Raw genomic sequence first — 26095 nt, 5'->3', positions numbered from 1 at the left:
ATAATATGACTGTCACAAGCCGCCGTCCGTCAGCGACGGCCGGTCGAAGCAGGCATGGAGACGAGGACAGCAAAGATGAGCAATACGGGCCGCAAGGTCATCATTTCATGCGCCGTGACGGGCGCGACACACGTACCGACCATGTCGGAACATTTGCCGATCACGCCGGCGCAAATCCGCGATCAGGCGATCGAAGCGGCCGAGGCGGGCGCGGCGATCATTCATCTGCATGCCCGCGATCCTGTCGATGGCCGGCCGACGCCAAGCCCCGACCTGTTCCGCCAGTTCGTCCCTGCGATCGCCGAAGCGACGGATGCGGTGATCAACATCACGACGGGCGGCAGCACGCGCATGACGCTCGAAGAGCGGCTCGCCTATCCGTTGCAGGCGGCGCCCGAGATGTGCTCGCTCAACATGGGCTCGATGAACTTCTCGATTCATCCTCTCGCCGCGAAGGTTTCGTCGTGGCGCTACGACTGGGAGAAGAACTACGTGGAAGGCATGGAAGACATGATCTTCCGCAACACCTTCAAGGACATCCGGCACATCCTGCTGACGCTGGGAGACAAGGGCACGCGCTTCGAATTCGAATGTTATGACCTCGGGCACCTCTACAATCTCGCGCATTTCGTCGATCAGGGACTGGTCAAGCCGCCGTTCTTCATTCAGTCCGTCTTTGGGATTCTCGGCGGCGTGGGCGCGGACCCGGAGAACATGACCCTCATGCGCGCGACTGCGGATCGTCTGTTCGGGCGCGAGAACTATCACTTCTCGGTTCTGGGCGCGGGGCGTCATCAGATGCCGCTCGTCACCATGAGCGCCATTCTCGGCGGCAATGTGCGCGTCGGTCTGGAGGATAGCGTGTATATCGCCCGGGGCGTGAAGGCGGAATCGAACGCGCAGCAGGTGCGCAAGATCCGCCGCATTCTCGAAGAGCTTTCGTTCGAGATCGCCACGCCCGCCGATGCGCGCGCCATGCTCGGCCTCAAAGGGCGCGACAAGGTCACGCTCTGACGCTTACTGATCATTCGACCTGCGCCGCGATCGAAAAAACACAAGGGCAGCCGATTCAAACGGAGACAAACATGGACACTGCGAAATCACGAATCGACGCACTGCATCGCGCCGCCACGCAAACGGCGATGCTGCGTCTCATCCCGCTCATGTGCGCGATCTACTTCATGTCGTTCCTCGACCGCACGAATGTCGCGCTGGCGAAAGTGCAGCTCGCGGCCGACGTGGGCATCAGCGCGGCGGCATACGGGCTCGGCTCGGGCATCTTCTTCATCGGCTATGCGTTGCTGGAGGTGCCGAGCAATCTCGCCGCGCATCGCGTGGGACCGCGCCGCTGGATCGCGCGCATCGCGGTGAGCTGGGGCATTCTTTCCACCGCGATGATGTTCGTGCAGGGCGAATGGTCGTTCTATGCGCTGCGCGTTTTGCTGGGCATCGCCGAGGCGGGGCTGTTCCCGGCGCTCATGTACATGGTGACGCTCTGGTTCGCGCCGGAGGACCGGCCGATCGCGGTCGGCTGGATCTACACGGCGCCGGCGCTCGCGCTCGTGCTCGGCAATCCGGTCGGCGGCGCGCTGATGCAGCTGGGCGGCGTCGGCGGCCTGCACGGCTGGCAATGGATGTTCATGATCGAAGGCATTCCGAGCGTGATCGCAGGCATCGTGCTGTACTTCAAGCTGCCCGAGCGCCCGCGCGATGCGCGCTGGCTTTCCTCTGAAGAAGCAGAGGCCCTCGAAGCGCGCGCGGTGATCGATACGCACGGTCATCCGGAACTCACGTCGGCGGACTGGTTCGCGGCGCTCAAGCGGCCGACGACCGTGCTCATCGGCCTCATCTATTTTCTGAATCAGGTAGCCTTTGTCGGCCTGTACTTCTTCACGCCGGCGATCGTTCAGCAGATGCACGTCAAGACGCCGTTCATCGTCGGGCTGCTGTCGGCGAGCGTGGGTGTCGGCTTTCTGCTGGGCGTGCTGATCCTGCCGCGCATTCATCGTCGCTATGGCAATGACTGCGTGTATCTCGGCATACTGACGGCGGGGCTCGTGGCGGGCGCATGCGCGTTCATCGCCACCGCGAATCCCGCGGGCCGCATGGTGTTGCTGGCCGTCACGGCATTCTTCGGCGGCGGTGTGCTGCCCTCGTACTGGGCGATCGCGATGAAGCGGCTCCAGGGCATTCAGGCGGCTGCAGGACTCGCGTTCATCAATACGATCGGGCTGATCGGCGGATTCGTCGGACCATATCTGTTCGGCATGACGGAGACGTTCACCGGCCGCAGCGACTCGGGCTTTCTCGTGATCGTCGCGGCATCGGTGCTCGGACTTCTGCTCGTGCCGGTGTTCGCGAGAGCGATCAGACGCGAAGCGGGCGCATCGAACGCCATGGGCAACGGCAACGCAGCAGGCATGCAGTCGTGACTCACACAACGAAAGAGAACGAGACTATGAAACTGAAGAACAAAGTGGCAGTCGTGACAGGCGCGGGGCAGGGCATTGGCGCCGCGACCGCGTTGAAGTTCGCGCGGGAGGGCGCGGTGGTCGTCGCGTGCGACGTGAATCAGGCGTCGGTGAACGATGTCGTTTCGCAATGCCAGCAGGCAGGCGGCGAGGCGAGCGCGTTCTGCATCGACATGTCCGATCGCCGCAGTGTCGACGAGATGGTGGCCGCGGTGCTCGCGCGTCACGGCGGCGTGGATGTACTGGTCAACAACGCAGGCATCACGCGCGATGCGCGCCTGCAAAAGATGACGCTCGAACAGTTCGACGCGGTCATCGACGTGAATCTCCGCGCCGTGTTTCACGCGAGCCAGGCCGTCCTCGACGGCATGATCGCGCAAGCCTCGGGCGTGATTCTGAACGCGAGTTCTGTGGTGGGCATCTACGGCAACTATGGGCAGACCAACTACGCCGCCGCGAAGTTCGGCGTGATCGGCTTCACCAAGACATGGAGCCGCGAACTCGGGCCGAAGGGCATTCGCGTCAATGCGGTGGCGCCGGGCTTCATCGATACGCCGATTCTGTCGACCGTGCCCGGCGAGGTGCTCGACAAGATGCGCGCGCAGGTGCCGATCGGCCGCCTGGGCAAACCCGAAGAGATCGCCAACGTCTACGCGTTCCTCGCCAGCGACGAAGCCAGCTACATCAACGGCGCGGTGATCGAAGTATCGGGCGGCATGACGCTCTGACGTGTATCTGGATCGACGAACGAACATGAATGCATTCGAACTATTGACGCCGCAACCGGGCCTGCGCGTTCTGGTGACGGGCGCGGCGTCGGGCATCGGCGCGGGCATTGCCGAAGCTTTCCTGCAAGTGGGCGCGCAAGTTTTCATCTGCGATGTCGATGCCGCCGCCATCGACCGGTTCACGTCGAGGCATGCGTCGCTGCACGGCTGCGTGGCCGACGTCGGAGATTCGCATCAGGTGGACGCGGTCATCGAACGAACCCGCGAAGCGCTGGGCGGTCTCGACGTGCTCGTGAACAACGCTGGCATTTCGGGTCCCACGGGACCGGTCGAGGAACTCGATCCGGTTCAATGGGAGCGCACCGTCACGACCAACCTGAACAGCCAGTTCTATTTCCTGCGCAGGGCCGTGCCGTTGCTGAAGGAGACGTCCGAGCGCGCCAGCATCATCGCGATGTCGTCGGTGGCGGGCCGTCTCGGCTATGCGTTTCGCACGCCGTACGCGGCGACCAAGTGGGCGCTCGTCGGGCTCGCCAAGTCGCTCGCGATCGAACTGGGACCGAGCAACATTCGCGTCAACGCGATCCTGCCGGGCGTCGTGCAGGGAGAGCGCATGGACCGCGTGATCGCCGCGCGTGCGCAAGCGCTGGGCATTACGTTCGACGCGATGAAGGAGGAATACCTGAAGAAAATCTCGCTGCGGCGCATGGTGACCGTCGAGGACATCGCCGCGATGACGCTGTTCCTGACCTCTCCCGCAGCCGGCAACGTCACGGGCCAGGCGATCAGTGTGGACGGAAATGTCGAGTATCTTTGAGCATGGAAGTTGACCGACAAGTTGCGGTCCGCCTTCGCCCGTCGGCCGAAAGGGAACGTCTTTGTACCTGATGTCGATGCTGTCATTGTGACGGTCGATTCTTTGCTTATGCTTGACAGTAGGGCAGCGAGGCGGCCCGTGAATTGCGACATGCAAGTCATCGGCAGGTCACGCCCCGGGAAGTCGCGCAGACGACGGGAATGACCGGGAGGGGAGAGAAGCGGAGGACGAGATGGAACTTTCGGAAACTGTAGGGTCCCGCGATTTCACGGCGACGCTGGCGCTCAACGGGCTCCTTGTACTGAAGGAAGGTCATCGTGAAGTACTGCGAGGAACCTTGTGCGACGCGCTTGCCGCAGTGGGAGAGCGGCCCGAAATGGCGAATCTGGAAACGACCGTGGAGGACATGTTGCGCGCGTTCATCCGGGCGCATGCGCGTGTCACCTGAGGAAAACGTCTGCTGGACGCGAGATGGTACGGTCCCATTCAATGACCTTGAGTTGATCGCTTTGCGAACTTTTCCTCATTGAGCAGACAGATCCGGTCCGCAAGCGTTTCCTCAAGGTAGTCAATTCGCAAGGCAGGCTTATCGGACGCCTGGCGTCGTACCACGGCGCCGACGCCGGTTATCTCAACATGGACGACGCGATCCTGTTCGCCGGCGTCACATGGCCGCGCATGCAGGAAGGCAGCGCGTAACTTCGGTGGAATCAGTGTTTTCCCGTGCTTCCCGAAAAGCCTTTGACTTAATTAAATCAATTGATTTAATCTGCGTTCCATTGGCACCGCATCAACGGCCATCGGTTGCAATGGAGCGTTCTGACATGTCGAACAAGCAATCCCGACATCAACACGGATACAACGGCCCTCGCGTGCGCGACCTCAATCGCGCGCTCGTGCTCGAGGCCATCCGGCAGGAGCCGGGCATCGCCCGCGCCGACATCGCCGCAGCCACGAGACTCACCGCCGCGACCATCACGAATATCGTCGCGGCCCTTATTGGGGAGGGCGCGGTCGAAGAGTCGGTGGATCGCGAAGTGCGCACCACGGGGCAGCCCGTACGGAGCCTGCGCATCATCGCGGATTACGCGAGCACCATCGGCCTGCATTTCGATCACGAGTTCGCAACAGGCGTACTGGTCGATGTAGCCGGGAACGTCATTCATCAGGTCCGTCAGCAGTTGTCGGTCGAAGACCCGGAGCGCGCGGTCGGCGTCCTGGCAAAGATCCATGACTCGCTGTCCCGACATCCTCGTCGTGGCGGCAATCTGCTCGGCGTCGGCGTTTCGGTGATGGGCCCGATCGACAATCAGCGCGGGCTCGTCTGCCAGTCCGCCGAATATCCGGCCTGGCGCGAGTTCGGGTTCCGTGACGCGCTCGCGAAGCGCATCGACAGCGAGATTCACATCGAAAACAACGGCACTGCGGCGGGCCTGGGCGAATACTGGTTCGGCGACGGTCAGCGACTCGGCAGCTACATCCACGTTTTCATCGGCAACGGACTCGGCGGTGCGTTGCTCATGAACCGGCGCGCGGTGCGCGGCCTGACAGGCAACGGCTGCGAGATCGGACACGTGAACGCCTACAAGGACGGAAAGCCTTGTTTCTGCGGCGCGCGCGGGTGCCTCGAGACCGTCGTGTCGCTGCGAGGGCTCGCGCATGCGCTGGGCCGCGACCATGCCGGCGAACTCGATCTGTCCGCGCTCGGCGAACGCCCGAACAAAGCCCTCATGCAATGGATCGAACAGGCGGGCGCGGACCTCGGCAGGGTGCTGGCGAGCGTGTCGAACATCGTCGACGTAACCGACATCGTCATCAATGGAATGTTGCCGCCGGCGTTGCTCGGACAACTGATCGAGCGCGCGCGCTCATCGGCGGCGGAGTACGAGATGAACGGACGTCCCGGACGCCTCGCTCTTCATCGAGGTCGCGCGGACAGTGAAGTGTCGGCCGCGCTGGGGGCAGCCACCATGCCGCTCTATAGCAATCTGTTCTGAAGTTCACGCATTCGTCGCGGGCGGGCGGATTCGATTGATTCGTCATGCGAAATGACGCTCTCACCAAACAAGTACCATGACCAACACCGAATTGAACCTCGCCGGAAAATCCGGCTACATCCTGACGATGGGCGAAATCCTGGTCGAGATCATGGCCAGCGAACGCGGACAGTCGTTTCGCAGGCCCGGAACGCTCCTCGGTCCGTACGCGAGCGGCGCTCCGGCCATTTTCATCGACCAGGCCGCGAAATCGGGTGGCCGATGCGCGATGATCGGCTGCGTCGGCGACGACGACTTCGGGGCGCTCAATGTCGAGCGTTTGCGCACGGACGGCGTGGAAGTATCGGGAATCTCGGTTGTCGAGGCCGCGACCACGGGGAGCGCCTTCGTCACCTACCGCGACGATGGCGATCGCGACTTCGTCTACAACATCACGAACAGCGCTTCCGTTTTCCTTTCGGCGAAGCGACTCAACAAGGACCTGCTGAAGCAGGCCGCGCATTTCCATGTGATGGGCTCATCGCTTTTCTCCCCGTCGATCATCGACGCGATGAAGAAGGCTGTCGAGACCGTGAAGGCGAACGGCGGCACGGTGAGCTTCGATCCGAACGTCCGGAAGGAAATGTTGCGCATACCCGAAATGAAAGGCGCGCTCGACTTCATTCTCGACTACACCGATATCTTTCTGCCGAGCGGTCATGAAGTCATGCTGCTGACGAGCGCGACCGACGAAAAAGGCGCCATCGATGAACTGCTCGAACGCGGTGTGCGCGAGATCGTGGTGAAACGCGGCAAGGACGGATGCAGTCACTTCAACGGAAAGGCCGAACTTCATCTTGCCGCCTTGCCAGTGCAGGAAATCGACCCGACCGGCGCGGGAGATTGTTTCGGCGGCGCGTATATCGCCTGTCGTTCTCAGGGGCTGAGCATCGAGCAGTCCTTGAAGTATGCGATCGCGGCCGGCGCGCGCGCCGTGACGTTTCGCGGACCCATGGAAGGAACCGCGACCCTGGCTCAGCTCGACGAATTCGTCGCAACCCTTTCGGAGTAGTTCGATGGCTAACGTGGTATCCCGCCTCTCGGGTGACGAAGGCGCAGCAAGCAAACTCAGAGGTATCTATTCGATCTGCTCGGCGCAACCGTGGGTACTGGAAGCGGCGATGAAGCAGGCGCTCGACGACGATACGCCGCTTCTGATCGAATCGACGTCCAACCAGGTCGACCAGTATGGCGGCTACACCGGCATGAAGCCCGCCGATTTCGTGCGCTTCGTCCATCTGATCGCGGACCGCGCTGGCTTGCCGCGCGCGCGGCTGATTCTCGGCGGCGATCACCTCGGGCCGAACGCGTGGCGCAACCTGCCCGCAGAAGAAGCCATGCAACGCGCGGCGGCGCTCATCGACGCTTACGTGTCGGCAGGATTCACCAAGATTCATCTGGATACCAGCATGAGTTGCGCGGGCGATCCCGCGCGCCTCTCGGACGATGTTGTCGCCGAACGTGCGTCATATCTGTGCGCGATCGCCGAGGCCGCGGCCGAACGCGAAGGCAAGCCCCAAAGGCCCGTCTATATCATCGGAACCGAGGTTCCCGTTCCCGGCGGAGCGGCCGAGGAACTGGAAGCCATCGAGGTGACCGGTCCGGATGCGGCGCTGAACACGGTCGCCGTCCATCGCAACGCGTGGCGCGCGCGCGGACTCGATGAAGCGTGGGAACGCGTGATCGCTCTCGTCGTGCAGCCCGGCGTGGAGTTCGATCACACAAAGGTCTTCGACTACGACCCCGAGCTGGCTGCGAAGCTTTCCGCGGTGCTCGACGAGTTGCCCGGCATGGTCTTCGAAGCCCATTCCACCGATTACCAGAAGCCGGAAGCGCTCGCGTCGCTCGTGCGGGACGGGTTCGCGATTCTCAAGGTCGGCCCCGGCGTTTCCTTTGCCTTGCGCGAAGCGCTTTATGCGCTCGCGGACATCGAAACCGAACTCGTCGCGTCCGGAGCCAGATCCAATCTCCGCGAGGTGGTGGAGAAGGTGATGCTGTCGAAGCCTGGCAACTGGGAGAAGTATTACCACGGCGACGACCGCCAGAAACGACTGCTCAGGACCTACAGTTACAGCGACCGCGTTCGTTACTACTGGAAGGATGCGGAGATCGATTCGGCAGTGCAAAAGCTCATCGACAATCTCGCGAGCATTGCGCTTCCGGAAAATGTGCTCAGCCGTTACATGCCCGAGCAGTACTGGCAATTCAGGCGCGGGCTGATCGACGCATCGCCGATGAGCCTCATCCAGAGCAGGATTCGCGAAGTGATCGGCGCATACGCCGCGGCTTGCCGGGCGTAATCTGGTTATGGCTGGAAATTTTTAAATATCGATCGGATAAATGATAAGGATGTCGAAAGACATTCAAGTCAAGGAGGTTCAAGATGAAACTGAAGGACAAGATTGCCGTCGTCAGCGGCGGCGCAACGGGCATCGGTGAGGCGGTGGTGCGCAGATATCTCCGCGAAGGCGCAAAGGTGACCGTCGTTGATGTGAGGCCGAAGTCCGAACTTGAGACGACCTATGGCGACGCAGACGCGGACCGATTGCTGCTGCTTCAGGCGGACGTCACGAAGCGCGAAAGCATCGAGGAAGTCGTCGGGTCGACGGTCGAGCGGTTCGGGTGCATCGATATCCTGTTCAACAACGCCGCAATCTTCGATATGCGTCCGTTGCTCGAAGAGTCGTGGGAAATTTTCGACCGCGTCTTCGCCGTCAACGTGAAGGGCATGTTCTTTCTGATGCAGCGCGTGGCGCAACAGATGGTCGAGCAGGGCGGCGGCGGAAAGATCATCAACATGGCGTCTCAGGCCGGCCGGCGCGGTGAAGCGCTGGTGTCGCACTACTGTGCGAGCAAGGCTGCGGTCATCAGCTATACGCAGTCCGCGGCGCTCGCCCTTGCGCCTCATCGCATCAATGTTAATGGCATCGCGCCGGGCGTCATCGACACGCCGATGTGGAAGGACGTCGATGCGCTCTTCGCGCGCTACGAGAACCGCCCCATCGGCGAAAAGAAGCGGCTCGTAGGCGAGGCGGTGCCGCTCGGACGCATGGGACGGCCCGACGAACTGACCGGAGCGGCGGTCTTTCTGGCGTCCGCAGATGCGGACTACATCACCGCCCAGACGCTCAATGTGGACGGCGGTAACTGGATGAGCTGAGTTTGGGCCGGCATCGGCCGGCATCGCGCGGACGCGCAAATCGAAGTGAATAAACGAATGGAGACTCTCATGAAGATGAAATCCCCGACGCGTCGCGCGTCGCTTTGCAAAGTTGCGCTCGCGGGCTTCTCGGTTTGCGCGGCGCAACTCGCCAGTGCGGCGAACGTGACCATCGCCACGCTCAACAATCCTGACATGCTGGAACTCAAGAAGCTCTCGGCCAGCTTCGAGAAGGCGAATCCGGATATCAAGCTGAACTGGGTGATTCTCGAAGAAAACGTGCTGCGTCAGCGAGCGACGACCGATATCACGACCAACAGCGGCCAGTTCGACGTGGTCGCCATCGGCACGTACGAGGCGCCGCAGTGGGGCAAACGCGGCTGGCTCGTGCCGATGAACAATCTCCCCGCCGATTACGATCTCGACGACGTCGTGAAGACCGCTCGCGATGGGCTGTCCTACAACGGCCAGCTCTATGCATTGCCGTTCTACGTCGAGAGCTCCATGACGTTTTATCGCAAGGACCTGTTTCAGGCGGCGGGTCTCAAGATGCCCGATCAGCCGACCTACGATCAGATCAAACAGTTCGCCGACAAGCTCACCGACAAGTCCAAGGGTCAATATGGCATCTGCCTGCGTGGAAAGGCGGGGTGGGGCGAAAACATGGCGTACGTGTCGACCGTGGTGAATACCTACGGCGGACGATGGTTCGACGAGAACTGGAAGGCCCAGATCGACACTCCGGAATGGCACAAGGCGATCAGCTTCTACGCGGACCTGCTCAAGAACGACGGGCCGCCCGGAGCGAGCTCGAACGGCTTCAACGAGAATCTCACACTGATGTCGTCCGGCAAATGCGCGATGTGGATCGACGCGACGGTCGCCGCGGGCATGCTCTACAACAAGTCGCAGTCGCAGGTGGCGGACAAGATCGGTTTTGCCGCGGCACCGGTCGCGGTTACGCCGAAAGGCTCGCACTGGCTGTGGTCGTGGTCGCTCGCGATTCCGAAAACGTCGAAGTCGCAGGATGCCGCGAAGAAGTTCGTGACCTGGGCGACGTCGAAACAGTACATCGAGATGGTCGGAAAGGATGAGGGCTGGGCGTCTGTTCCGCCTGGAACGCGCAAGTCGACTTATGCGCGTCCCGAGTACAAGCAGGCTGCGCCGTTTGGCGATTTCGTGCTGAAAGCGATCGAATCTGCCGACCCGAACGATTCATCGATCAAAAAGGTGCCTTATAGCGGGGTGCAGTTCGTCGGCATCCCCGAGTTCCAGTCGTTCGGCACCGTCGTGGGACAGGCGATCGCGGGCGTCGTCGCCGGGCAAACCAGTGTCGATGCGGCGCTGAAGTCGGGCAACGCCGCCGCGGATCGGGCGGTGAAACAGGCGGGTTATCAGAAGTAGAGATTGTGCCGGGCGCGGACCGTGTCGGGGATGCGGTCCGCGAACGGGATTTTGGTGTCGCGGTGTTCGGGGGATGGATCATTATTGACATAATACAAATTAGCGTCGGTTTCGGTATTGATATGAAGATACCAAAACCCGCAAACGCAGGCCGCGAGCGCGCTCATCCGCAACTCGCGACCATCCACGCTCAACCGCGCTCAGCCACAAATCCCCCAAAGAACGCCCGCGCATTCGCCTCCAGACTTTCCAGGTGATAGCCGCCTTCCTGCACGATCACCGAAGGCAAGCGCAGCGCACCGACTGTCTCGCCCAGCCGTCCGAATCCTTCGGTCGTCACGGCGACCTGCGCCTGCGGATCGTCCTTGTAGATATCGAATCCCAGCGCCAGCACCAGTGCATCCGGTTCGAAGCGCTTCAGCACGCCCAACGCGTCATCGAGCTTCTCGAAGAACACGCCTTCCGATGAACCATGCGGCATCGGCAGGTTGACGTTGAAACCATCGCCCGCGCCCGCGCCGCGTTCCTCCTCGTAACCGGCGACGACCGGATAGAAGTTCGTCGGATCGCCGTGAATCGAGATGTACAGTACGTCGTCGCGTCCGTAGAAGATTTCCTGCACGCCCTGACCGTGATGCATGTCGGTGTCGAGAATCGCGACGCGCTTGAACTTGCCGCGCAGCGCCTGCGCCGCGATCGCCGCGTTGTTGAGATAGCAGAAGCCGCCCGCTGCATCCGCACGCGCATGATGGCCCGGCGGACGGCACAGCGCATACGTCTCGCGCGCGCCACCGCTCACCGCATACGCCGCGGCCAGCGCACTTTGCGCCGACCAGTACGCCGAACGCCACGTATTCGCGCCAACGGGACAACTTCCATCGGCGAGATAGCGCGCCGCCTTCGCGAGAATTCCGCGAAGCGGATTGGGATCGCGCACGAAAATGTTCGACATGATTTCGTCGCCCCAGTCATCGGGCATCTTCTTCCACTCGCGATGACCTTCCTCCAGAAAGCGCAGATAGTTCATGTCGTGCACGGCGGCGATCGCGGCCGTGCCGTGATCGCCGGGTGCGATCACGTCGAAATCCAGCGACTTCGCCGCGGCCACCAGCCGCGCCGCGCGCTCGGGCACTTCCTGCGGCGCGCGCATCTGTCCGCGCGACATATAACTGCGCGGATGATGCAGCAGTTGTTCGGGGTGAAAGTAGGTTTTCATCTGGATTCCTTTATTGCGCATCCACGGTGGCCGCGACGCCCGCGCGCGCGAGCACCGCTTTCAGCAGCACGTTCGCGCCGCGCGTGACGTCCTCCGGCAGCGCGTCTTCGGCTTCGTTGTGCGAGAGGCCATCGACGCACGGTATGAACACCATCGCCGTCGGACAATGGCGCGCGAGATGAATCGCATCGTGGCCGGCGCCGCTCACGATCCGCTCGTTCGAATAGCCCAACGCATCGACCGCTTGCGCGACCAGCGCGACGCAATCCGCATCGAACGGTGTCGCGGGACTGCGCCAGTAAGTCTCGACCGATACCGTTACGCCGCGCGCTTTCGCGACGCCGGCGAATGCGGCGCGCAGGTCGCGCTCCATCGCATCGACTTCGCTGTCGTCGTGATGGCGCAGATCGACGGTGAACGCGACCTGCCCCGCGATCGTATTGCGCGATGCATTCGCAATGTCCACTTGCCCGACGGTCACGAGCCCGCGCGGCGCATGGCTTTCGACGATGCGCTCCAGTTCCAGCGCCATCGAAGCGGCGGCGAAGTACGCGTCCTTGCGATACGGCATCGGCGTGGTGCCCGCATGCGCGGCGATGCCCGTCACGGTGACGTCGAGCCAGCGGATCGCCTGTCCGCCCGTCACGATGCCGATGGTCGTGCCGTTCGCCTCCAGCACCGGCCCCTGCTCGATATGCGCCTCGAAATACGCATCGATCTGCTGGCCACTCACCGCGCGCGTGCCGCGATAACCGCTTTGCGTGAGCGCATCCGCAAGCGTGATGCCTTGCGCGTCACGCTTGGCCAATGCTTCATCGAGCGAGGTCGCGCCGGTGAACACCGCCGAGCCGAGCATCGCCGGCGTGAAGCGCGCACCCTCTTCGTTCGTCCATGACACGATCTCGATCGGCTTCTCCGTGACGATGCCCGCGTCGTTCAACGCGCGCACCAGTTCCAGCGCGGCGAGCACGCCATAGACGCCGTCGAAGCGACCGCCTTCCGGTTGCGTGTCGAGATGACTGCCGATCAGAACCGGCGGCGCGTCCTTGTCCGCACCTTCGCGACGCGCAAACAGGTTGCCGATTTCATCGACGGAAACCGTCATGTCCGCGTCGCGGCACCATTGCGCGAAAATCTCGCGGCCACGTGCGTCGTCTTCGGTCAACGCGAGACGGCGCACGCCGCCTTTCGCCGTCGCGCCAATCGCGGCCATGTCCATCAGGCTGCGCCAGAGACGCGCGCCATCGATTTGCAGCAGGTCTTTCATGTGCTTTTCCATAAGGTTCGAATTCACATCGCGCCGACGGATTCGGCCTGTTCCACATGGGTCGCGCGGCGCGCATCGAGCGCCACGATGCAAACCAGCGATACCCCCGCGAGGCACGTATAGAACACGGCGAGGGGCCACCATTGCCCCGTGTAGCGATGCGCGAGCCACGTGCCGACGAGCGGCGTCAGTCCGCCCGCGATCGCGCCGCACACCTGATACGCGAGCGAGATGCCCGAGTAGCGCACGCGCGTCGGGAACACGCCGGAGACGAAGCCCGCGATCACAGAATAGAAGCTCGCCATGCAGATCACCGCGATCGCGATGCCGATCACCATGGGCACAGCGGAGCCGCTCTGCACGAGCACGAACATCGGATACGGCGAGATCATCGCGAGCAAGGCCGTGAGCTTGAGGAAGCGTGCGCCGCCCATGCGTTCCGCGAGCCACGCCGCGACCGGCTGCGAGAGCAACTGGATGATCGCGACGGCGAACAGGCAGTCGAGAATCAGCGAGCGCGTGACGCCGACATACTGCGTCGTGTACGCGATCATGAAGGTGTTCGTGAAATACACGCCCGCAATGCCGATGGTGTTCGCGCCGATGCACAGCAGCACGAGCCCCCACGCGGAACTGAAGACTTCGGCGATCGGCAGCTTGGCCGTGCGGTTCGATTCCTTCACGCGCTGGAATTCGGGCGATTCGTTCACGCCCAGCCGGATCACGATACCGACGATCAGCAGCATGGAGCTCGCGAGAAACGGCACGCGCCAGCCCCAGGATATGAAGTCGGCCTTGTCCATCGCGGTCACCGCGCGGAACGCGATCAGCGAAAGAATCAGCCCGGCGGGACTGCCGAGCTGCGCGAACGACGCGAAAAAGGTGCGGCGTCCCTCGGGCGCGTGTTCGCCCGCCATCAGCACCGCGCCGCCCCACTCGCCGCCGACCGCAATCCCCTGCACCACGCGCAGCAGCACGAGCAGCACGGGCGCGAGCATGCCGACCTTCGAGTAATCGGGCAGCAAGCCGACGCCGACGGTGGCTGCGCCCATCATCATCAGCGTGGTCATCAGCGCTTTTTTCCGGCCGACGCGGTCGCCGAGATGGCCGAACACGATGCCGCCCAGCGGCCGCGCGAAAAAGCCCACGGCGAACGTGGCGAACGAAGCCATGGTGCTGACGAACCTGTCGCCCGACGGAAAGTACAGTTCGCCGAAGACGAGCGCGGCGGCGGTTGCGTAGATATAGAAGTCGTACCACTCGATCATCGTGCCGATGAAGGCCGCGGTCGCGGCGCGTCCTGGCTGACGGGTATTGACGATGGCTTGAGTCATGCTGGCTCCGATGCACTTTCGAGTGCGTTGACGGTCGATACGCGTCTTTATCGTCAGCCATAAAACATTAGTCAAATTTCGAGTTATTATTCAGCGCATAAATTCAACTAATACCTTGCCGACACGACCCAACGGATGCGCCCCGAGATCGCCCGCTTTGTGAACGACCGGCTCGACTGGAATCTGCTGCGCACCTTTCTGGTGATCATGCAGGAGCGCAGTCTGAGCCGCGCCGCCGCGCGTCTGTACGTGACCCAGCCGGCGGTGAGCCAGGCGCTGCGGCGGCTGGAGGAAACGCTGGAGCGCAAGCTGATCGAGCGGCGCGGCCCCTACTTCGCGCCGACCCAGGCGGGCGAAGAGGTCTACCGGATCGCGAGCGACATCTACGGCAATATCTCGCGCCTCGAAACCGAACTCGACGACCGCACAGAGGATATCAACGGCTCGATTCGTCTGCTTACGATCAGCCGCATCGAGTCACCCGTGTATGACGAATTCCTCGCGGAATTTCATCGCGCGTATCCGCGCATCGACTTGCAGATCGAGGTGATGCGCTCGTCGGACATCATTTCGTCGCTGTTGCAGAAGACCGCGACGGCGGGCCTGGGGCTGTGCCGCACGCCGCACGACAAGCTCGAAATGCGCTGCTTCCTGCGGCAGCGCTACGCGATTTTCTGCGGCCGGCATCATCGGCTGTTCGGGAAATCGTCGCTGACCATGGACGATCTGCTTGCAGAAAACTTCGTCTCGTTCACGAGCGATCAGATCGGCGACAGCCTCTCGCCGCTCACCGTGTTCCGCGATCAGAAAGGTTTCACGGGGCGCATCGTGGCGTCGTCGCCGAGTCTGGACGAAGTGCGCCGGCTGATTTTCGCGGGATATGGCATTGGCTGCCTGCCGGAGCACATCGTGCGCGACGACATCGCGCAGCAGCGTCTGTGGCGGCTGCCGCCGGAGGATGGGCTTGTCGATGTCGACGTGCATCTGCTGTGGCATCGCGACCGCAAGATGAACGCCGCCGATCACGCGTTTCTCGACAGCATGGAGCGCTGCATGCGGCGCTATGCGCTCGCGGAACGGCTGGGCAAGTAGTCGTCGGGCGCGTTAGCCTTGCGCGCATTCGGCGCGCGTCACCGCGTGTCCTACCATCAGACCGAAATCGTAGGCGCGTTCGAGCGCGCGGCCGATATCTTCCACGCGGCACATGCGGAAATCCGCGCTGGGTTTGCCGACCGGATCGAACGAGTGAATGCCGAGTTCGTCGTGAGCGATCGTCAGCAGAGGTTCCAGGTGCGCGTCCATGTTGTTGCGATAGGTCATGATTTGTGCTCCCAAGACTTGCGTTTCAATAGGTAAAAGCTTAGTGCGAGCTCAACGGGAGCGATGCGACTGATCGACGCGAATCAAAAGTCATATCTGGTAACGGAGCGTTTCATAACGCGAATCGATGGTAATGTCTCGCGCGTTTCTAGACTTAATCGCCCGTATGTTCTATTCGTTGAGCGAAGCACGGAGCCGTTGCCTATGATTGAGCACAGGCCTCTTCCATGGCTCGCGCCCCGCGCTGTCCAGCACGTCCTGGGTATCGACCTCAAACCGTCAACGGACAAGGAGTCGTTCCGATGAAAGCTCCTCAGCGTCTGGCACGGATCGAACTGCTGGCGCCGCTCTCCGGCGTCATGGTGCCGATCGAAACCGTGCCCGATCCGGTTTTCGCACAGAAAATGGTCGGTGACGGTGTGTCGATCGATCCGATTTCCTCGGAACTGCTCTCCCCGCTCGCCGGCAAGGTCACGCAACTGCATCGCGCGGCGCACGCCGCCACGGTGACGAGCGAGGACGGGCTGCAGGTGCTCATCCATATCGGGCTCGACACCGTCACGCTGCGCGGCGAAGGCTTCACGCCGCTGGTGAACGAAGGCGACACGGTCAAGGCGGGTCAGCCGCTGATCTGCTTCGATTCGCTGTTCGTCGGCGAGCGCGCGCTCAGCCTGCTCACCCAAATGGTGATCGCGAACGGCGAGCTCGTGACGCGCTACCTGCCCGCGACGGGCGTCGTCTCGGCGGGCCGCGACGTGGCGCTGACGGTGGAATTCGTCGGTGCGGCCCGCGACGAAGCGAGTGGCGGCGCGGCCGGCGCGGTTCTCTCCGACGAAGTCGAGCTGCCGAATCCGCAGGGCCTGCACGCGCGGCCCGCTGCGGTGTTCGCTGCCGAAGCGAAGAAGTACAAGTCCGATATCCGCGTCGTACGCGGCAGCGACACGGCGAACGCGAAGTCGGTCGTGGCGCTGATGGCGCTCGCGACGAAGTTCGGCGACAGGGTGCACGTCGAGGCCGCCGGTCCCGATGCGGCCGAAGCCGCCGCGGCGCTCGCGCGCCTTCTCGCGTCCGGCTCGGGCGAGAAGCCCGGCGATGCGCCCGCGCCCGCCGCGCCCACAGCGGAAGCGGCCGTCGTGCAGCGCAGCACGCCCGCCGATGCGAACGAGTTCACCGGCGTTTCCGCTTCCCCGGGGCTCGCGGTCGGCCGGGTCGTACAGTTCCGCCAGGAAGTCATCGACGTGGCCGAATTGGGCGAGTCACCTCAGCGTGAGCGCGCGCGGCTCGAAACAGCGCGCCATGAAGCGCGGCAGCAGATCGAGGCGCTCAAGGCGAAGCTCACCGATCCGTCAAAGGCGCAGATTCTCGACGCGCATCTCGAACTCCTCGACGATCCCGATCTCAACGACGCCGCGATCGCCGGCATCAGCGAGGGCAAGAGCGCAGGCTTCGCGTGGCGCGGCGCCTTCGAGACGCAGGCGGGCACGCTCGAAAAAGTCGACAACGCGCTTTTGCGCGAGCGCGCCGGCGATATCCGCGATGTCGGCCGCCGCGTGCTGGCCTTGCTCGCGGGCGTGAAGCAGGCGCGCATCGAGGTGCCCGACGAATCGATCCTGATCGCGGAGGAGCTGTCGCCTTCGGATACCGCATCGCTCGACCGGAGCAAGGTGCTCGGCTTCTGCACGACCACCGGCGGCGCGACGAGCCACGTCGCGATTCTCGCGCGCTCGCTCGGCATCCCTGCGATCTGCGGCATAGACGAAGACGCGTTGCAGTTGCCCGACGGCACGCTCGTCGTGCTCGACGGCTCGCACGGCAGCTTGCGGCGCAATCCGAACGCGGACGAGCTGCGGAAGGCGCGCGAGCGCATCGAGCGGCAGACGGCCAAACGCGCGGAAGAAAAGACCGCCGCGAGCAAGCAAGCCGTGACCGCCGACGGTCATCGTGTCGAAGTGGTCGCGAACATCCGCAATGCGCAGGAAGCGCGCGATGCGGTCGCGGCGGGCGCCGAAGGCGTGGGCCTGTTGCGCTCCGAGTTCCTGTTCGACAACCGCGACACCGCGCCCTCCGAGGACGAACAGGCGGCCGAATATTGCGCCGTGGCCGAAGCGCTGGGGCGCGAACGTCCGCTGGTCGTGCGCACGCTCGATGTCGGCGGCGACAAGCCGCTCTCCTACATGCCGCTGCCGAAGGAAGACAACCCGTTCCTCGGTCTGCGCGGCGTGCGCGTGAGTCTCGATCGTCCCGACATTTTCCGCACGCAGTTGCGCGCGATCCTGCGGGCCGCGCCCATCGGCAATCTGCATGTGATGTTTCCGATGGTCGCCTCCATCGAAGAAGTGCGCGCGGCGAAGAAGCTGTTGCAGGAAGAAGCAGGCGAGCGCATGGCGAGCGTGAAAGTGGGCGTGATGATCGAAGTGCCTTCCGCCGCGCTGATCGCGGAGCCGCTTGCGCGCGAGGTCGATTTCTTTTCCATCGGTACGAACGATCTGACGCAATACACGGTCGCGATGGATCGCGGTCATCCGAAGCTCGCGAAGCAGGCGGACGCGTTGCATCCGGCGGTGCTGCGGCTGATCGGCATGACCGTCGATGGCGCGCACAAGCACGGCAAGTGGGTGGGCGTGTGCGGCGGCATCGCCTCGGATGCGATGGCGGTGCCGGTGCTCGTCGGGCTCGGTATCGATGAACTGTCGGTCAGCGTGCCCGCCGTCGGTTCGATCAAGGCGCAGCTCGCGCGACTCACGATGGACGAGGCGCGCGCGCTCGCGGCAAAGGTAATCACGCTCGGCACGGCCGCGGAAGTGCGCGCCCTGCTCGCCCCGTACGCGGAATAAGGGGAAAACCCGTCATGTTCAAGAACGCTTTCGGCGTGGTGCAGAAAGTCGGCAAATCGTTGATGCTGCCGGTTGCGGTGCTCCCTGTTGCCGGCCTGCTGCTCGGCCTCGGCGCGACCGATTTCCACGGCTACGTGCCGGCTATCGTGCTCGCCTTGATGAAAAACGCGGGCGACGTGATCTTCGGCAATCTGCCGCTCATCTTCGCGATCGGCGTCGCGCTCGGCTTCACGGAGAACGACGGCGTCTCGGGCATTGCCGCGACCATCGGCTATCTCGTGATGACGGCGACGCTCGGCGTGATCGCGAAGCTCGAAGGCGTCGAGCCTGACATGATCATGGGCATTCCGTCGATCCAGACGGGGGTGTTCGGTGGCATTCTCGCGGGCGGCCTCGCGGCGTGGATGTTCAATCGCTATTACCGCATCACGCTGCCGGCTTATCTCGGCTTCTTCGCGGGCAAGCGCTTCGTGCCGATCGTTACGGCCATCGGCTCGATCGTGCTCGGCGCGATTCTCTCCGTGGTGTGGCCGCCGATCGGCGGCGTCATCAAGGCGTTCTCGCAATGGGCGGCGGTTTCCGATCCGCGCACGGCGGCGACCGTTTATGGCTTCGTCGAACGTCTGCTGATTCCGTTCGGCCTTCATCACATCTGGAACGTGCCGTTCTTCTTCGAGGCGGGCAGCTTCCTCGATCCGACGACCGGCAAGGTCGTGCACGGCGACATCAACCGCTTCTTCGCGGGCGATCCGACCGCGGGGATTCTGTCGGGCGCGTTCCTGTTCAAGATGTTCGGCCTGCCCGCCGCGGCCATCGCGATCTGGCATTGCGCGAAGCCGGAGAAGAAAGTGGCGGTCGGCGGCATGATGGTGTCGGCGGCGCTGACCTCGTTCCTCACGGGCATCACAGAGCCGATCGAGTTCGCGTTTCTGTTCGTCGCGCCCGTGCTGTATTTCATTCACGCGTGTCTGGCGGCGTCGGCGCAGTTCGTCGCGAATACGCTGAACATGCACATGGGCTTCACGTTCTCGCAGGGCGCGATCGACTTTCTGATGTTCAACCTGATCGGCAACAAGGCGACGCACGCGTGGTATGTGTTCATCCTCGGGCCGATTTATGCGGGCATCTACTATTGCGTGTTCCGCTTCGTGATCAGCCGGTTCAATCTGAAGACGCCGGGACGCGAGGACGATACGGTGGCGGCGCCGGTGATCAGCTCGGGCGTCGGCGGACGTTCGCGCGATCTCGTGCTCGCGTTCGGCGGACGCTCGAACATCAAGAGTCTCGATGCGTGCATTACGCGCTTGCGCATTACGGTGAACGATCCGGCGCTCGTCGATGATGCAAGGTTGAAGGCGCTCGGCGCAGCGGGCGTGGTGCGCGTCGGCAATGGCGTGCAGGCGATCTTCGGACCGCTGTCGGAGAACATGAAGACCGACATGCAGGACTATCTGAAGACGGCGGGTAGCGACGCGGATCTTCCGGTGGCGGGTGCGGCTGCGGCGCCTGCGACCGAGACGCAACCGGCGGCTGCGCCTGCGGCGCCTGTGGCGGATAGTGCGCAGCAGTCCGCGCGCGCGGAGAAGATTCGCGCGGCGCTCGGCGGTGCGGCGAACATCCTCAAGCTGGAGCCGCGGGCAGCGACACGGTTACGAGTCGCGTTGGGTGACGTGGCGCGCCTGAACGCGGACGCATTGCAGGCAGCCGGCGTGCCCGCGACGCAACTGCTCGCCAATGGCGAAGTCGATCTGATCGTCGGACTGGATGCGGCGGGGATTGCGGGCGCGATGCGGTGAACTCGATCGTCAGGCCGCCACATTCCCTGTGCGCGGCCGCTCGATCACGTAGTAGACAACACAACCCGCCACCACGCCCCAGAACGCCGCGCCCACGCCGAGCAAGGTCACGTCGCTCAGCGTGACCACGAACACGATCATCGCGCTCAGCGGCAGCGCCGACCGAAACGCGCTGACGAAGGCCTTTTCCAGCACGCCCATCATCGCGAGTCCGGCGAGGATCGCGATGTACGCGCCCGGCAGGCTCGTCAGCAGAAACACATAAGCCGTCGCGAACACGCCGATCGCGACGCAAATCACGCCCGCGAGCAACGCGCCGATGTAATGCCGCCCATGCTCGCCGCCCGACACGAGAATCGCGTTGCTCGGCCCCGCCAGCACCGAAGGGCAGCCGCCGAACGGCGCCGTGATCGCGGTCAGCACGCCGCTGTAGATCGTCACCAGCCGCAGCGACGTCCGATACCCCGACGCGCGTGTCACCGCGATGCCCTGCGCGTTCTGCACGAAGAGCACGGTGATGAGCATCGGCAGCAGCAGTTGCGAGATCGCGTGAATGTCGAAGCGCGGCGCGACGAGCGCGGGCGTGGCGGTCCAGGCGCCGCCCGTGTGTCCTGGCAACTGAAAGCCCGTCGCGAAGAGCATGGCCGCGCCCGTCAGCATCGCGCCGATAAGCGGCGGCACGGGCGCCGCGCGACGCCGTTCAAGCCACATCAAGCCGAAGAACGCCAGCAGCATGCCCGTGCCGATGAGCGGCGCGGCCACGGTCGAATGCACGACCGCCAGCACGTATTTGATGAAGAGCCCGGCGATCATCGCCATGACGATGGGCATCGGCACCCACCGGTCGAGCACGGCGACGAGGTTGGTCACGCCGAGCACGAGCAGCACCGCCGCGCACACGAGATACGTGCCCACCGCCGCTCCGAAACCGTACTGCGCGATCACCGGCGCGGCGAGCACCGCCCCTGGAATGGTCCACAAGAAGAGCAACGGCTGACGCGTTTTCCAACTGATCGCGATGCTCGCGAGCCCGTTTATACCGATCGACGCGAACAGCCACGACGATGTCTGCGCGAAGCTCAAGCCCCCTTCGCGCGACGCCGCGATGATGATCGCGACCGGTCCCGTCGCGGAGAAGCTCATGCTCGCGAACGCGAGCGAGAGATACAGAAGCCACGACCGGCCGATGCCGGTATCGGATGCGCCATCAACAGACATGGAAAGCACTCAGTCGGATGCGATCCCGCGCACAATGAAACGCGGAACCGCGTCGGATGAAAAACTCGGGCGTCAATGCGCGGCCGACGCTTCGGCATGCACGGGCGCACGCCACATCAGACCGATGATCAAGCCGAGCACGCAAAGCGCGCAAATGTACCATGCGGGCGCCATCGTGATGCCCTGCCGTCCGACCAGGAACGACGCGATCGCAGGCGCGGTGCCGCCGAAAATCGCATACGCGGTGTTATACGAGAGCGCGAATCCCGTGAAGCGCACTTCAGGCGGAAAGCTCTTGACGATGATGTACGGCCCGAGCGTGATGGTGCCGATGAGAAAGCCGCCGGCGATATACAGCGCCCACACCGACTGGCTGCCCGCGCTCAGGCTCATGTAGAACGCGCCGCAGACCAGCAGCATCGCGACGCTGCCAATCGCATACGCGCGCCCGCCGCCGATCTTGTCGGCCGCCCAGCCCGCGAACGTGCTGCCGAGAATCAGGCCGAAGATCGACCACGAGTTGTTGGTGAAAACATCCTTCGGCGCGAAGTGAAACTGCGCTTGCAGGAAGGTCGGCGTATAGAGGAAGTACAGCACGAAGATGCCCGAGAACACCCACGTCGCGAGCAGCGAGACGATTACCGCGCCGCGATGCTCCTTCAGCACGACCGCGAGCGGCAGACGCGCGTCGGCTTCGCGCTTGGCGCGCAGCGCTTCGAACACCGGCGTCTCCTGCAGATAGCGGCGCAGATACACCGAGATCAGCCCGAACAGGCCGCCCGCGATGAACGGCAGACGCCAGCCCCAGCTCTTGAGGTCGGCCGCATCCATGTTGCCGATCAGGAACTTCGCCGACAACGCGCCGAGCAAAATGCCCGTGCACAGACCCGACATCAGCAGACCGCACGCGAGACCGACGCGGTCGCGCCTCACGTGCTCCGAGCAGAAGATCCAAGCGCCCGGCACTTCCCCGCCGACCGAAAGCCCTTGCAGCACGCGGCACAGCAAAAAGAGCAGCGGCGCAATCATGCCGAGCGTCGCGTAGCTCGGCAACAGACCGATGAGCAACGTAGGCGCTGCCATCAGAAACAGGCTCAGCGCGAACATCTTCTTGCGGCCGATGCGATCGCCGAAGTGGGCGAAGAAGATGCCGCCGATAGGACGCACGAGATAGCCCGCCGCGAAAATGCAGAAGACTTCGAGCTGCGCGAGCCATTCCGGCGTTTGAGGCGGAAAGAACACGGTGGCGAGCAGCTTGGTGAAGAAGACCGCGACGATGAAGTCGTAGTATTCCAGCGCACCGCCGAGCGACGCGAGCATGAGCGTCTTGATATCGTTGCGAGACATCGACCGCCCGTGGATGGCGACGTCGTCCGTCTGTACTGGGGTAGAACTCATCTTTGGCTCCAGACTCTGAGTGAGGTGACGTTCAACGCATTCGCCATGTAATCAGCATGCTGATCGTTCGTGCGACGCATCGTTGTGTTGACTTCATGTGTTGACCAGCATCATTGACTTCCTGCGCTACTGCCATCAGCATTTCGTCAGTACGCTGATGGATATGATTTGTATCCGGAAAAAAATGACTGCGCAACTCTGACCGCACCTAGGTTCGTGACGGTGCGTCACGCACCGCGAATGACATCGGTTATGACAAACGCGCCGTGCGAACGCTACACTTGCGACTGACAGAACTTCTTCGAAAAAGGGTAAAGATGGCCACCGTAGCCGCGAAAAAAACTGCCGTCTCCGAAGGCGGAATCGAGACCGGGCATTTGTGGCAGCGCCCGGGCTTTCTGGTCCGGCGGCTCAATCAGATTCATATCGCGCTGTTTTTCGAGTGCTGCAAGGATTTCTCGATCACGCCCGTGCAATACGGCTTGCTGACGACCCTGAGCGAGCGGCCCGGGCTCGATCAGACCTCGCTGTGCGCGGAAGTCGGCGTCGACCGCACGACCATGGCCGACGTGCTGCGCCGCCTCGAGGAGCGCGGCCTCGTCAAGCGCGAGCCGAGCCCGCACGATGGTCGGCTCAAGCTCGCCAACATCACCGCGAAAGGCCGCCGCGTGATGAAGGACATGTACGGCAGCATGCGCGAAGCCCAGGTGAAATTTCTCGACCCGCTGAGTGCCGAAGATCGCGTTCATTTCGTGCGCATGATGATGCAGCTCGTCGAGGGCAATAACCAGTACGGCAGGACTTCGCTCAAGCATTTCGACTGACTAGCGTGAGATATCGCGGCGGTACGTCTCGGGCACGAAGCACGCGCCGACCGCGAAAGAAACGACCGCGATCACGACCGGATACCAGAGCCCGAAGTACACATCGCCGCGCGCGACCGCCATGGCCGACACGACGAACGGCAGCATGCCGCCGAACCATCCAGAGCCGAGATGGAACGGCAACGATAGCGACGTGTAGCGGATGCGCGCCGGAAACAGCTCGACCATGAACGCGGCCATGGGGCCGTAGACCATCGCGAGATAGAGCAGCAACAGCCACATCAGGAAGACGACCATCGGTGCGTCGATGCGCGCGGGGTCCGCGTGCGCCGACCATCCCGATGCAAGGAGCGCTTCTTCTAGCGCATGCCGGTCGCTGCCGCGCACGATCGTCGAACCGATCGTGGTCGTCGCGCCCTCGCCCGCCTGCTGCGGCGCCTGGTCGTATGAGACACCGGACGCGCTCAAGAACCCGCGTATGCGATCGCACTCGGTCACCGGAGCGGAGAACAGCGTGAAGCGGCAATCGTCGGCGCGAACTGTCACCGGGGCACGCCTTTGAAACGCCTCCAGCTGAGGATTGGCGTAATGCGTGAGCGCGTGGAAGATCGGCTGCGTGGTCGCGGCGAGCAGCAGGCACGCGAGCATCATGATCCATTTTCTGCCGATGCGGTCGGACAGCCAGCCGAACAGGAGATAAAACGGAAACACGGCGATCAGCGCGATGGCGAGAAACAGATTCACCGTGTTCGGCGCAACCTTCAGCGTGTTTTGGAGGAAGTACATCGAATAGAAATGGCCGGTGCCGAATATGACGCCCACGCCCGATGCCGTGCTGAACAACATGATCAGCACGTATTTGAGGTTATCCCATTTGCCGAAGCTCTCGCCGATCGGTGAGGCAGACAATCGTCCGGCCTGCTTCATGTCGCGAAACGTCGGCGATTCCGCGAGCCGCGTGCGCAGCCAGACGGAAATGGCGAGCAGTACCACCGAGACGAGAAACGGCATACGCCAGCCCCAGCTTTTGAACGCGACGTCGTCCATCAAGGCGCGGCTGATGCTGACCGCCGCAATCGACGCAAGCAGACCGAGCGTCGCCGTGGTCTGAAGCGAGCTTGTATAGAAGCCGCGACGTTCCGCCGGCGAATGTTCCGCGAGATACGTGGCCGCTCCGCCCGTTTCGCCGCCGAGCGCGAAACCCTGCAGGAGCCGCAGCGACACGAGCAGAATCGGCGCCCATATGCCGATTCGTTCGAACGAAGGCAGCAAGCCGACGCCAACCGTCGCCACGCCCATCAGCACAATGGTCGCCATGAACGTGTACTTCCGGCCGATCCTGTCGCCGAGTCGCCCGAAGAACAGTGCGCCGAGCGGCCGCACGAGAAAGCCTGCGCCGAAGGTGGCGAGGCTGGCCAGAAACGCCACGGTATCGTTGCCGCCCGGGAAGAACAGCATGCTGAACGTGCCCGCGAGCGCCGCGTAGATATAGAAGTCGTACCATTCGAGCAGCGCGCCGAATGACGACGCGACGATCAGCGTGAACTCGTGACGCGTGACTGTGCGATGCGAGCGCTCCGATAGAGACGTGGCCATAACGATCCCATGCGCGTGGCGGACTTCGAGCTGATCAAAGATTGCCGAGCAGTTCCAGCGCTTCGTCGCGCTGCATCACGGCGGCGTATTTCTGAGCCATGTCGAAGAGATTGGCGTCATGCGGTGCAATCGCCCGATCGCCGACACAGTCCGACAGCACGAACGGACGAAAGCCGTATTGCATTGCATCGACGACGGACGAGCGCACGCAGCCACTCGTCACCGCCCCCGCGATCACCAGCGTGCGTGCTCCGTGCTGCGTGAGCCATGCCGCGAGCGAAGTGCCGAAGAACGCCGATGGAACCGTCTTGCGCACGACGAGTTCGCCATCGCGCGGCGTGAGTTGCGACACGATCGCGCTGTCGTGCGACTGCTCTTTCAACGCGAGCAGGCCCGGCACTTTCATGGTGAAGACGTTGTGATCGGCGTCGTCGTCGGCGAAGACGATGCGGCTATGCGCGACCGGCCAGCCCTTCTCTCGTGCATGCGCCAGCAGCGGAATCGTGTTCTCGATCGCCTGCGGAATATTGCCGCCGCCGAACACTTCGGGATTCGCGAAGCCGTTCACGAAGTCGACGATCAACAGACCGACCGGCGCTTTCGGCTCCAGCATCGAGCCGAAGCTCTGACGCTTGTAGGTTTCGATATCGTGGGACATGTGTGTGTTTTTCGTGTT

Annotated in this window: 23 protein-coding genes; 14 read left to right on the top strand and 9 right to left on the bottom strand. The window is 63.2% G+C overall.

Going from position 1 to position 26095, the window contains the following annotated elements:
- The first annotated feature begins 75 nt into the window (after nt 1–75).
- From kce to AWB79_RS05220, 10 genes are all read left to right on the top strand, one after another.
- Nucleotides 76–1014 carry a 3,5-dioxohexanoate:acetyl-CoA acetone transferase gene (gene kce, locus AWB79_RS05265; protein WP_061166312.1) on the top strand — a complete coding sequence of 313 codons (939 nt, stop codon included), beginning with the start codon at nt 76–78 and terminating at the stop codon, nt 1012–1014.
- A gap of 71 nt (nt 1015–1085) precedes the next feature.
- Nucleotides 1086–2432: an MFS transporter gene (locus AWB79_RS05260; RefSeq protein ID WP_061166311.1), complete on the top strand. Its 1347-nt coding sequence runs from the start codon at nt 1086–1088 to the stop codon at nt 2430–2432.
- A gap of 26 nt (nt 2433–2458) precedes the next feature.
- Nucleotides 2459–3199: a 3-oxoacyl-ACP reductase FabG gene (fabG, locus tag AWB79_RS05255; RefSeq protein WP_061166310.1), complete on the top strand. Its 741-nt coding sequence runs from the start codon at nt 2459–2461 to the stop codon at nt 3197–3199.
- A 25-nt stretch (nt 3200–3224) separates the two neighbouring features.
- Entirely contained in the window at nt 3225–4016 is a 792-nt protein-coding gene (locus AWB79_RS05250) for an SDR family oxidoreductase (protein ID WP_061166491.1), read from the top strand.
- Nucleotides 4017–4248: 232 nt separating this feature from the next.
- Nucleotides 4249–4464 (top strand): hypothetical protein, encoded by a 216-nt coding sequence (locus tag AWB79_RS39315; protein ID WP_157695691.1) that lies wholly within the window; start codon nt 4249–4251, stop codon nt 4462–4464.
- 376 nt (nt 4465–4840) lie between these two features.
- A complete protein-coding gene (locus AWB79_RS05240) occupies nt 4841–6013 on the top strand; it encodes an ROK family protein (RefSeq protein ID WP_061166308.1) in 1173 nt (390 codons plus the stop codon).
- 76 nt (nt 6014–6089) lie between these two features.
- Nucleotides 6090–7064 carry a tagatose kinase gene (locus AWB79_RS05235; protein WP_061166307.1) on the top strand — a complete coding sequence of 325 codons (975 nt, stop codon included), beginning with the start codon at nt 6090–6092 and terminating at the stop codon, nt 7062–7064.
- Between the two features lie 4 nt (nt 7065–7068).
- Nucleotides 7069–8352, top strand: coding sequence for a D-tagatose-bisphosphate aldolase, class II, non-catalytic subunit (locus AWB79_RS05230; protein WP_061166306.1), 1284 nt, complete (start codon nt 7069–7071; stop codon nt 8350–8352).
- Between the two features lie 83 nt (nt 8353–8435).
- A complete protein-coding gene (locus AWB79_RS05225) occupies nt 8436–9212 on the top strand; it encodes an L-iditol 2-dehydrogenase (RefSeq protein WP_061166305.1) in 777 nt (258 codons plus the stop codon).
- Nucleotides 9213–9281: 69 nt separating this feature from the next.
- Nucleotides 9282–10616: an ABC transporter substrate-binding protein gene (locus tag AWB79_RS05220; RefSeq protein WP_374728522.1), complete on the top strand. Its 1335-nt coding sequence runs from the start codon at nt 9282–9284 to the stop codon at nt 10614–10616.
- Here the strand turns inward: AWB79_RS05220 and AWB79_RS05215 are convergent.
- The 4 genes from AWB79_RS05215 to AWB79_RS05200 are packed head-to-tail and all read right to left on the bottom strand — an operon-like array spanning nt 10607 to nt 14433.
- The gene (locus AWB79_RS05215) at nt 10607–10783 is read right to left on the bottom strand and encodes a hypothetical protein (protein ID WP_157695690.1); all 177 of its coding nucleotides are present in this window, start codon (nt 10781–10783) and stop codon (nt 10607–10609) included. The two genes, AWB79_RS05220 and AWB79_RS05215, sit on opposite strands and share 10 nt — an antisense overlap.
- 23 nt (nt 10784–10806) lie before the next feature.
- Nucleotides 10807–11832, bottom strand: a complete 1026-nt coding sequence (locus tag AWB79_RS05210) for a histone deacetylase family protein (protein WP_061166303.1) — start codon at nt 11830–11832, stop codon at nt 10807–10809.
- Between the two features lie 10 nt (nt 11833–11842).
- The gene (locus AWB79_RS05205; RefSeq protein ID WP_061166489.1) at nt 11843–13099 is read right to left on the bottom strand and encodes a Zn-dependent hydrolase; all 1257 of its coding nucleotides are present in this window, start codon (nt 13097–13099) and stop codon (nt 11843–11845) included.
- A 23-nt stretch (nt 13100–13122) separates the two neighbouring features.
- A complete protein-coding gene (locus AWB79_RS05200) occupies nt 13123–14433 on the bottom strand; it encodes an MFS transporter (protein WP_061166302.1) in 1311 nt (436 codons plus the stop codon).
- Nucleotides 14434–14568: 135 nt separating this feature from the next.
- Between AWB79_RS05200 and AWB79_RS05195 the strand changes: the two genes are divergently transcribed.
- Nucleotides 14569–15525: a LysR family transcriptional regulator gene (locus tag AWB79_RS05195; RefSeq protein ID WP_061166301.1), complete on the top strand. Its 957-nt coding sequence runs from the start codon at nt 14569–14571 to the stop codon at nt 15523–15525.
- 12 nt (nt 15526–15537) lie between these two features.
- Here AWB79_RS05195 and AWB79_RS05190 read toward each other — a convergent pair whose 3' ends face one another.
- The gene (locus AWB79_RS05190) at nt 15538–15753 is read right to left on the bottom strand and encodes a DUF6900 domain-containing protein (protein ID WP_061166300.1); all 216 of its coding nucleotides are present in this window, start codon (nt 15751–15753) and stop codon (nt 15538–15540) included.
- Between the two features lie 302 nt (nt 15754–16055).
- On the opposite strand from AWB79_RS05190, the gene ptsP reads away from it, so the two are divergent.
- A complete protein-coding gene (gene ptsP / locus AWB79_RS05180) occupies nt 16056–18587 on the top strand; it encodes a phosphoenolpyruvate--protein phosphotransferase (RefSeq protein ID WP_061166298.1) in 2532 nt (843 codons plus the stop codon).
- Nucleotides 18588–18601: 14 nt separating this feature from the next.
- Nucleotides 18602–20383, top strand: a complete 1782-nt coding sequence (ptsG, locus tag AWB79_RS05175) for a PTS glucose transporter subunit IIBC (protein ID WP_061166297.1) — start codon at nt 18602–18604, stop codon at nt 20381–20383.
- Between the two features lie 9 nt (nt 20384–20392).
- Here the strand turns inward: ptsG and AWB79_RS05170 are convergent, their stop codons facing one another.
- Nucleotides 20393–21601, bottom strand: a complete 1209-nt coding sequence (locus AWB79_RS05170) for a benzoate/H(+) symporter BenE family transporter (RefSeq protein WP_061166296.1) — start codon at nt 21599–21601, stop codon at nt 20393–20395.
- Nucleotides 21602–21673: 72 nt separating this feature from the next.
- The gene (locus AWB79_RS05165; protein ID WP_082862273.1) at nt 21674–22948 is read right to left on the bottom strand and encodes an MFS transporter; all 1275 of its coding nucleotides are present in this window, start codon (nt 22946–22948) and stop codon (nt 21674–21676) included.
- Between the two features lie 368 nt (nt 22949–23316).
- Here AWB79_RS05165 and AWB79_RS05160 point away from each other — a divergent pair, with 368 nt between their 5' ends.
- Nucleotides 23317–23823: a MarR family winged helix-turn-helix transcriptional regulator gene (locus tag AWB79_RS05160; RefSeq protein WP_198398965.1), complete on the top strand. Its 507-nt coding sequence runs from the start codon at nt 23317–23319 to the stop codon at nt 23821–23823.
- On the opposite strand, the gene AWB79_RS05155 is transcribed toward AWB79_RS05160, so the two are convergent.
- Together AWB79_RS05155 and AWB79_RS05150 are read right to left on the bottom strand one after the other, a co-directional pair.
- Complete coding sequence (locus AWB79_RS05155; protein ID WP_061166294.1) at nt 23824–25419, bottom strand: MFS transporter; 1596 nt, start codon at nt 25417–25419, stop codon at nt 23824–23826.
- 34 nt (nt 25420–25453) lie between these two features.
- Nucleotides 25454–26077, bottom strand: coding sequence for an N-carbamoylsarcosine amidohydrolase (locus tag AWB79_RS05150; RefSeq protein ID WP_061166293.1), 624 nt, complete (start codon nt 26075–26077; stop codon nt 25454–25456).
- Nucleotides 26078–26095 lie beyond the last annotated feature (18 nt).

The sequence above is a fragment of the Caballeronia hypogeia genome (genome assembly GCF_001544875.2).
Lineage (GTDB): Bacteria > Pseudomonadota > Gammaproteobacteria > Burkholderiales > Burkholderiaceae > Caballeronia > Caballeronia hypogeia.
The sequence above is the reverse complement of the archived record's forward strand: the minus strand, read 5'-3'. Positions and strand labels throughout refer to the sequence as shown.

What these genes read in the sequence shown, in the direction of transcription:
- kce (WP_061166312.1), top strand. Translation starts at nt 76, where the DNA reads ATGAGCAATACGGGCCGCAAGGTCATCATTTCATGCGCCGTGACGGGC.
- AWB79_RS05260 (WP_061166311.1), top strand. Translation starts at nt 1,086, where the DNA reads ATGGACACTGCGAAATCACGAATCGACGCACTGCATCGCGCCGCCACG.
- fabG (WP_061166310.1), top strand. Translation starts at nt 2,459, where the DNA reads ATGAAACTGAAGAACAAAGTGGCAGTCGTGACAGGCGCGGGGCAGGGC.
- AWB79_RS05250 (WP_061166491.1), top strand. Translation starts at nt 3,225, where the DNA reads ATGAATGCATTCGAACTATTGACGCCGCAACCGGGCCTGCGCGTTCTG.
- AWB79_RS39315 (WP_157695691.1), top strand. Translation starts at nt 4,249, where the DNA reads ATGGAACTTTCGGAAACTGTAGGGTCCCGCGATTTCACGGCGACGCTG.
- AWB79_RS05240 (WP_061166308.1), top strand. Translation starts at nt 4,841, where the DNA reads ATGTCGAACAAGCAATCCCGACATCAACACGGATACAACGGCCCTCGC.
- AWB79_RS05235 (WP_061166307.1), top strand. Translation starts at nt 6,090, where the DNA reads ATGACCAACACCGAATTGAACCTCGCCGGAAAATCCGGCTACATCCTG.
- AWB79_RS05230 (WP_061166306.1), top strand. Translation starts at nt 7,069, where the DNA reads ATGGCTAACGTGGTATCCCGCCTCTCGGGTGACGAAGGCGCAGCAAGC.
- AWB79_RS05225 (WP_061166305.1), top strand. Translation starts at nt 8,436, where the DNA reads ATGAAACTGAAGGACAAGATTGCCGTCGTCAGCGGCGGCGCAACGGGC.
- AWB79_RS05220 (WP_374728522.1), top strand. Translation starts at nt 9,282, where the DNA reads ATGAAGATGAAATCCCCGACGCGTCGCGCGTCGCTTTGCAAAGTTGCG.
- AWB79_RS05215 (WP_157695690.1), bottom strand. Translation starts at nt 10,783, where the DNA reads ATGAGCGCGCTCGCGGCCTGCGTTTGCGGGTTTTGGTATCTTCATATC.
- AWB79_RS05210 (WP_061166303.1), bottom strand. Translation starts at nt 11,832, where the DNA reads ATGAAAACCTACTTTCACCCCGAACAACTGCTGCATCATCCGCGCAGT.
- AWB79_RS05205 (WP_061166489.1), bottom strand. Translation starts at nt 13,099, where the DNA reads ATGAAAGACCTGCTGCAAATCGATGGCGCGCGTCTCTGGCGCAGCCTG.
- AWB79_RS05200 (WP_061166302.1), bottom strand. Translation starts at nt 14,433, where the DNA reads ATGACTCAAGCCATCGTCAATACCCGTCAGCCAGGACGCGCCGCGACC.
- AWB79_RS05195 (WP_061166301.1), top strand. Translation starts at nt 14,569, where the DNA reads ATGCGCCCCGAGATCGCCCGCTTTGTGAACGACCGGCTCGACTGGAAT.
- AWB79_RS05190 (WP_061166300.1), bottom strand. Translation starts at nt 15,753, where the DNA reads ATGACCTATCGCAACAACATGGACGCGCACCTGGAACCTCTGCTGACG.
- ptsP (WP_061166298.1), top strand. Translation starts at nt 16,056, where the DNA reads ATGAAAGCTCCTCAGCGTCTGGCACGGATCGAACTGCTGGCGCCGCTC.
- ptsG (WP_061166297.1), top strand. Translation starts at nt 18,602, where the DNA reads ATGTTCAAGAACGCTTTCGGCGTGGTGCAGAAAGTCGGCAAATCGTTG.
- AWB79_RS05170 (WP_061166296.1), bottom strand. Translation starts at nt 21,601, where the DNA reads ATGTCTGTTGATGGCGCATCCGATACCGGCATCGGCCGGTCGTGGCTT.
- AWB79_RS05165 (WP_082862273.1), bottom strand. Translation starts at nt 22,948, where the DNA reads ATGTCTCGCAACGATATCAAGACGCTCATGCTCGCGTCGCTCGGCGGT.
- AWB79_RS05160 (WP_198398965.1), top strand. Translation starts at nt 23,317, where the DNA reads ATGGCCACCGTAGCCGCGAAAAAAACTGCCGTCTCCGAAGGCGGAATC.
- AWB79_RS05155 (WP_061166294.1), bottom strand. Translation starts at nt 25,419, where the DNA reads ATGGCCACGTCTCTATCGGAGCGCTCGCATCGCACAGTCACGCGTCAC.
- AWB79_RS05150 (WP_061166293.1), bottom strand. Translation starts at nt 26,077, where the DNA reads ATGTCCCACGATATCGAAACCTACAAGCGTCAGAGCTTCGGCTCGATG.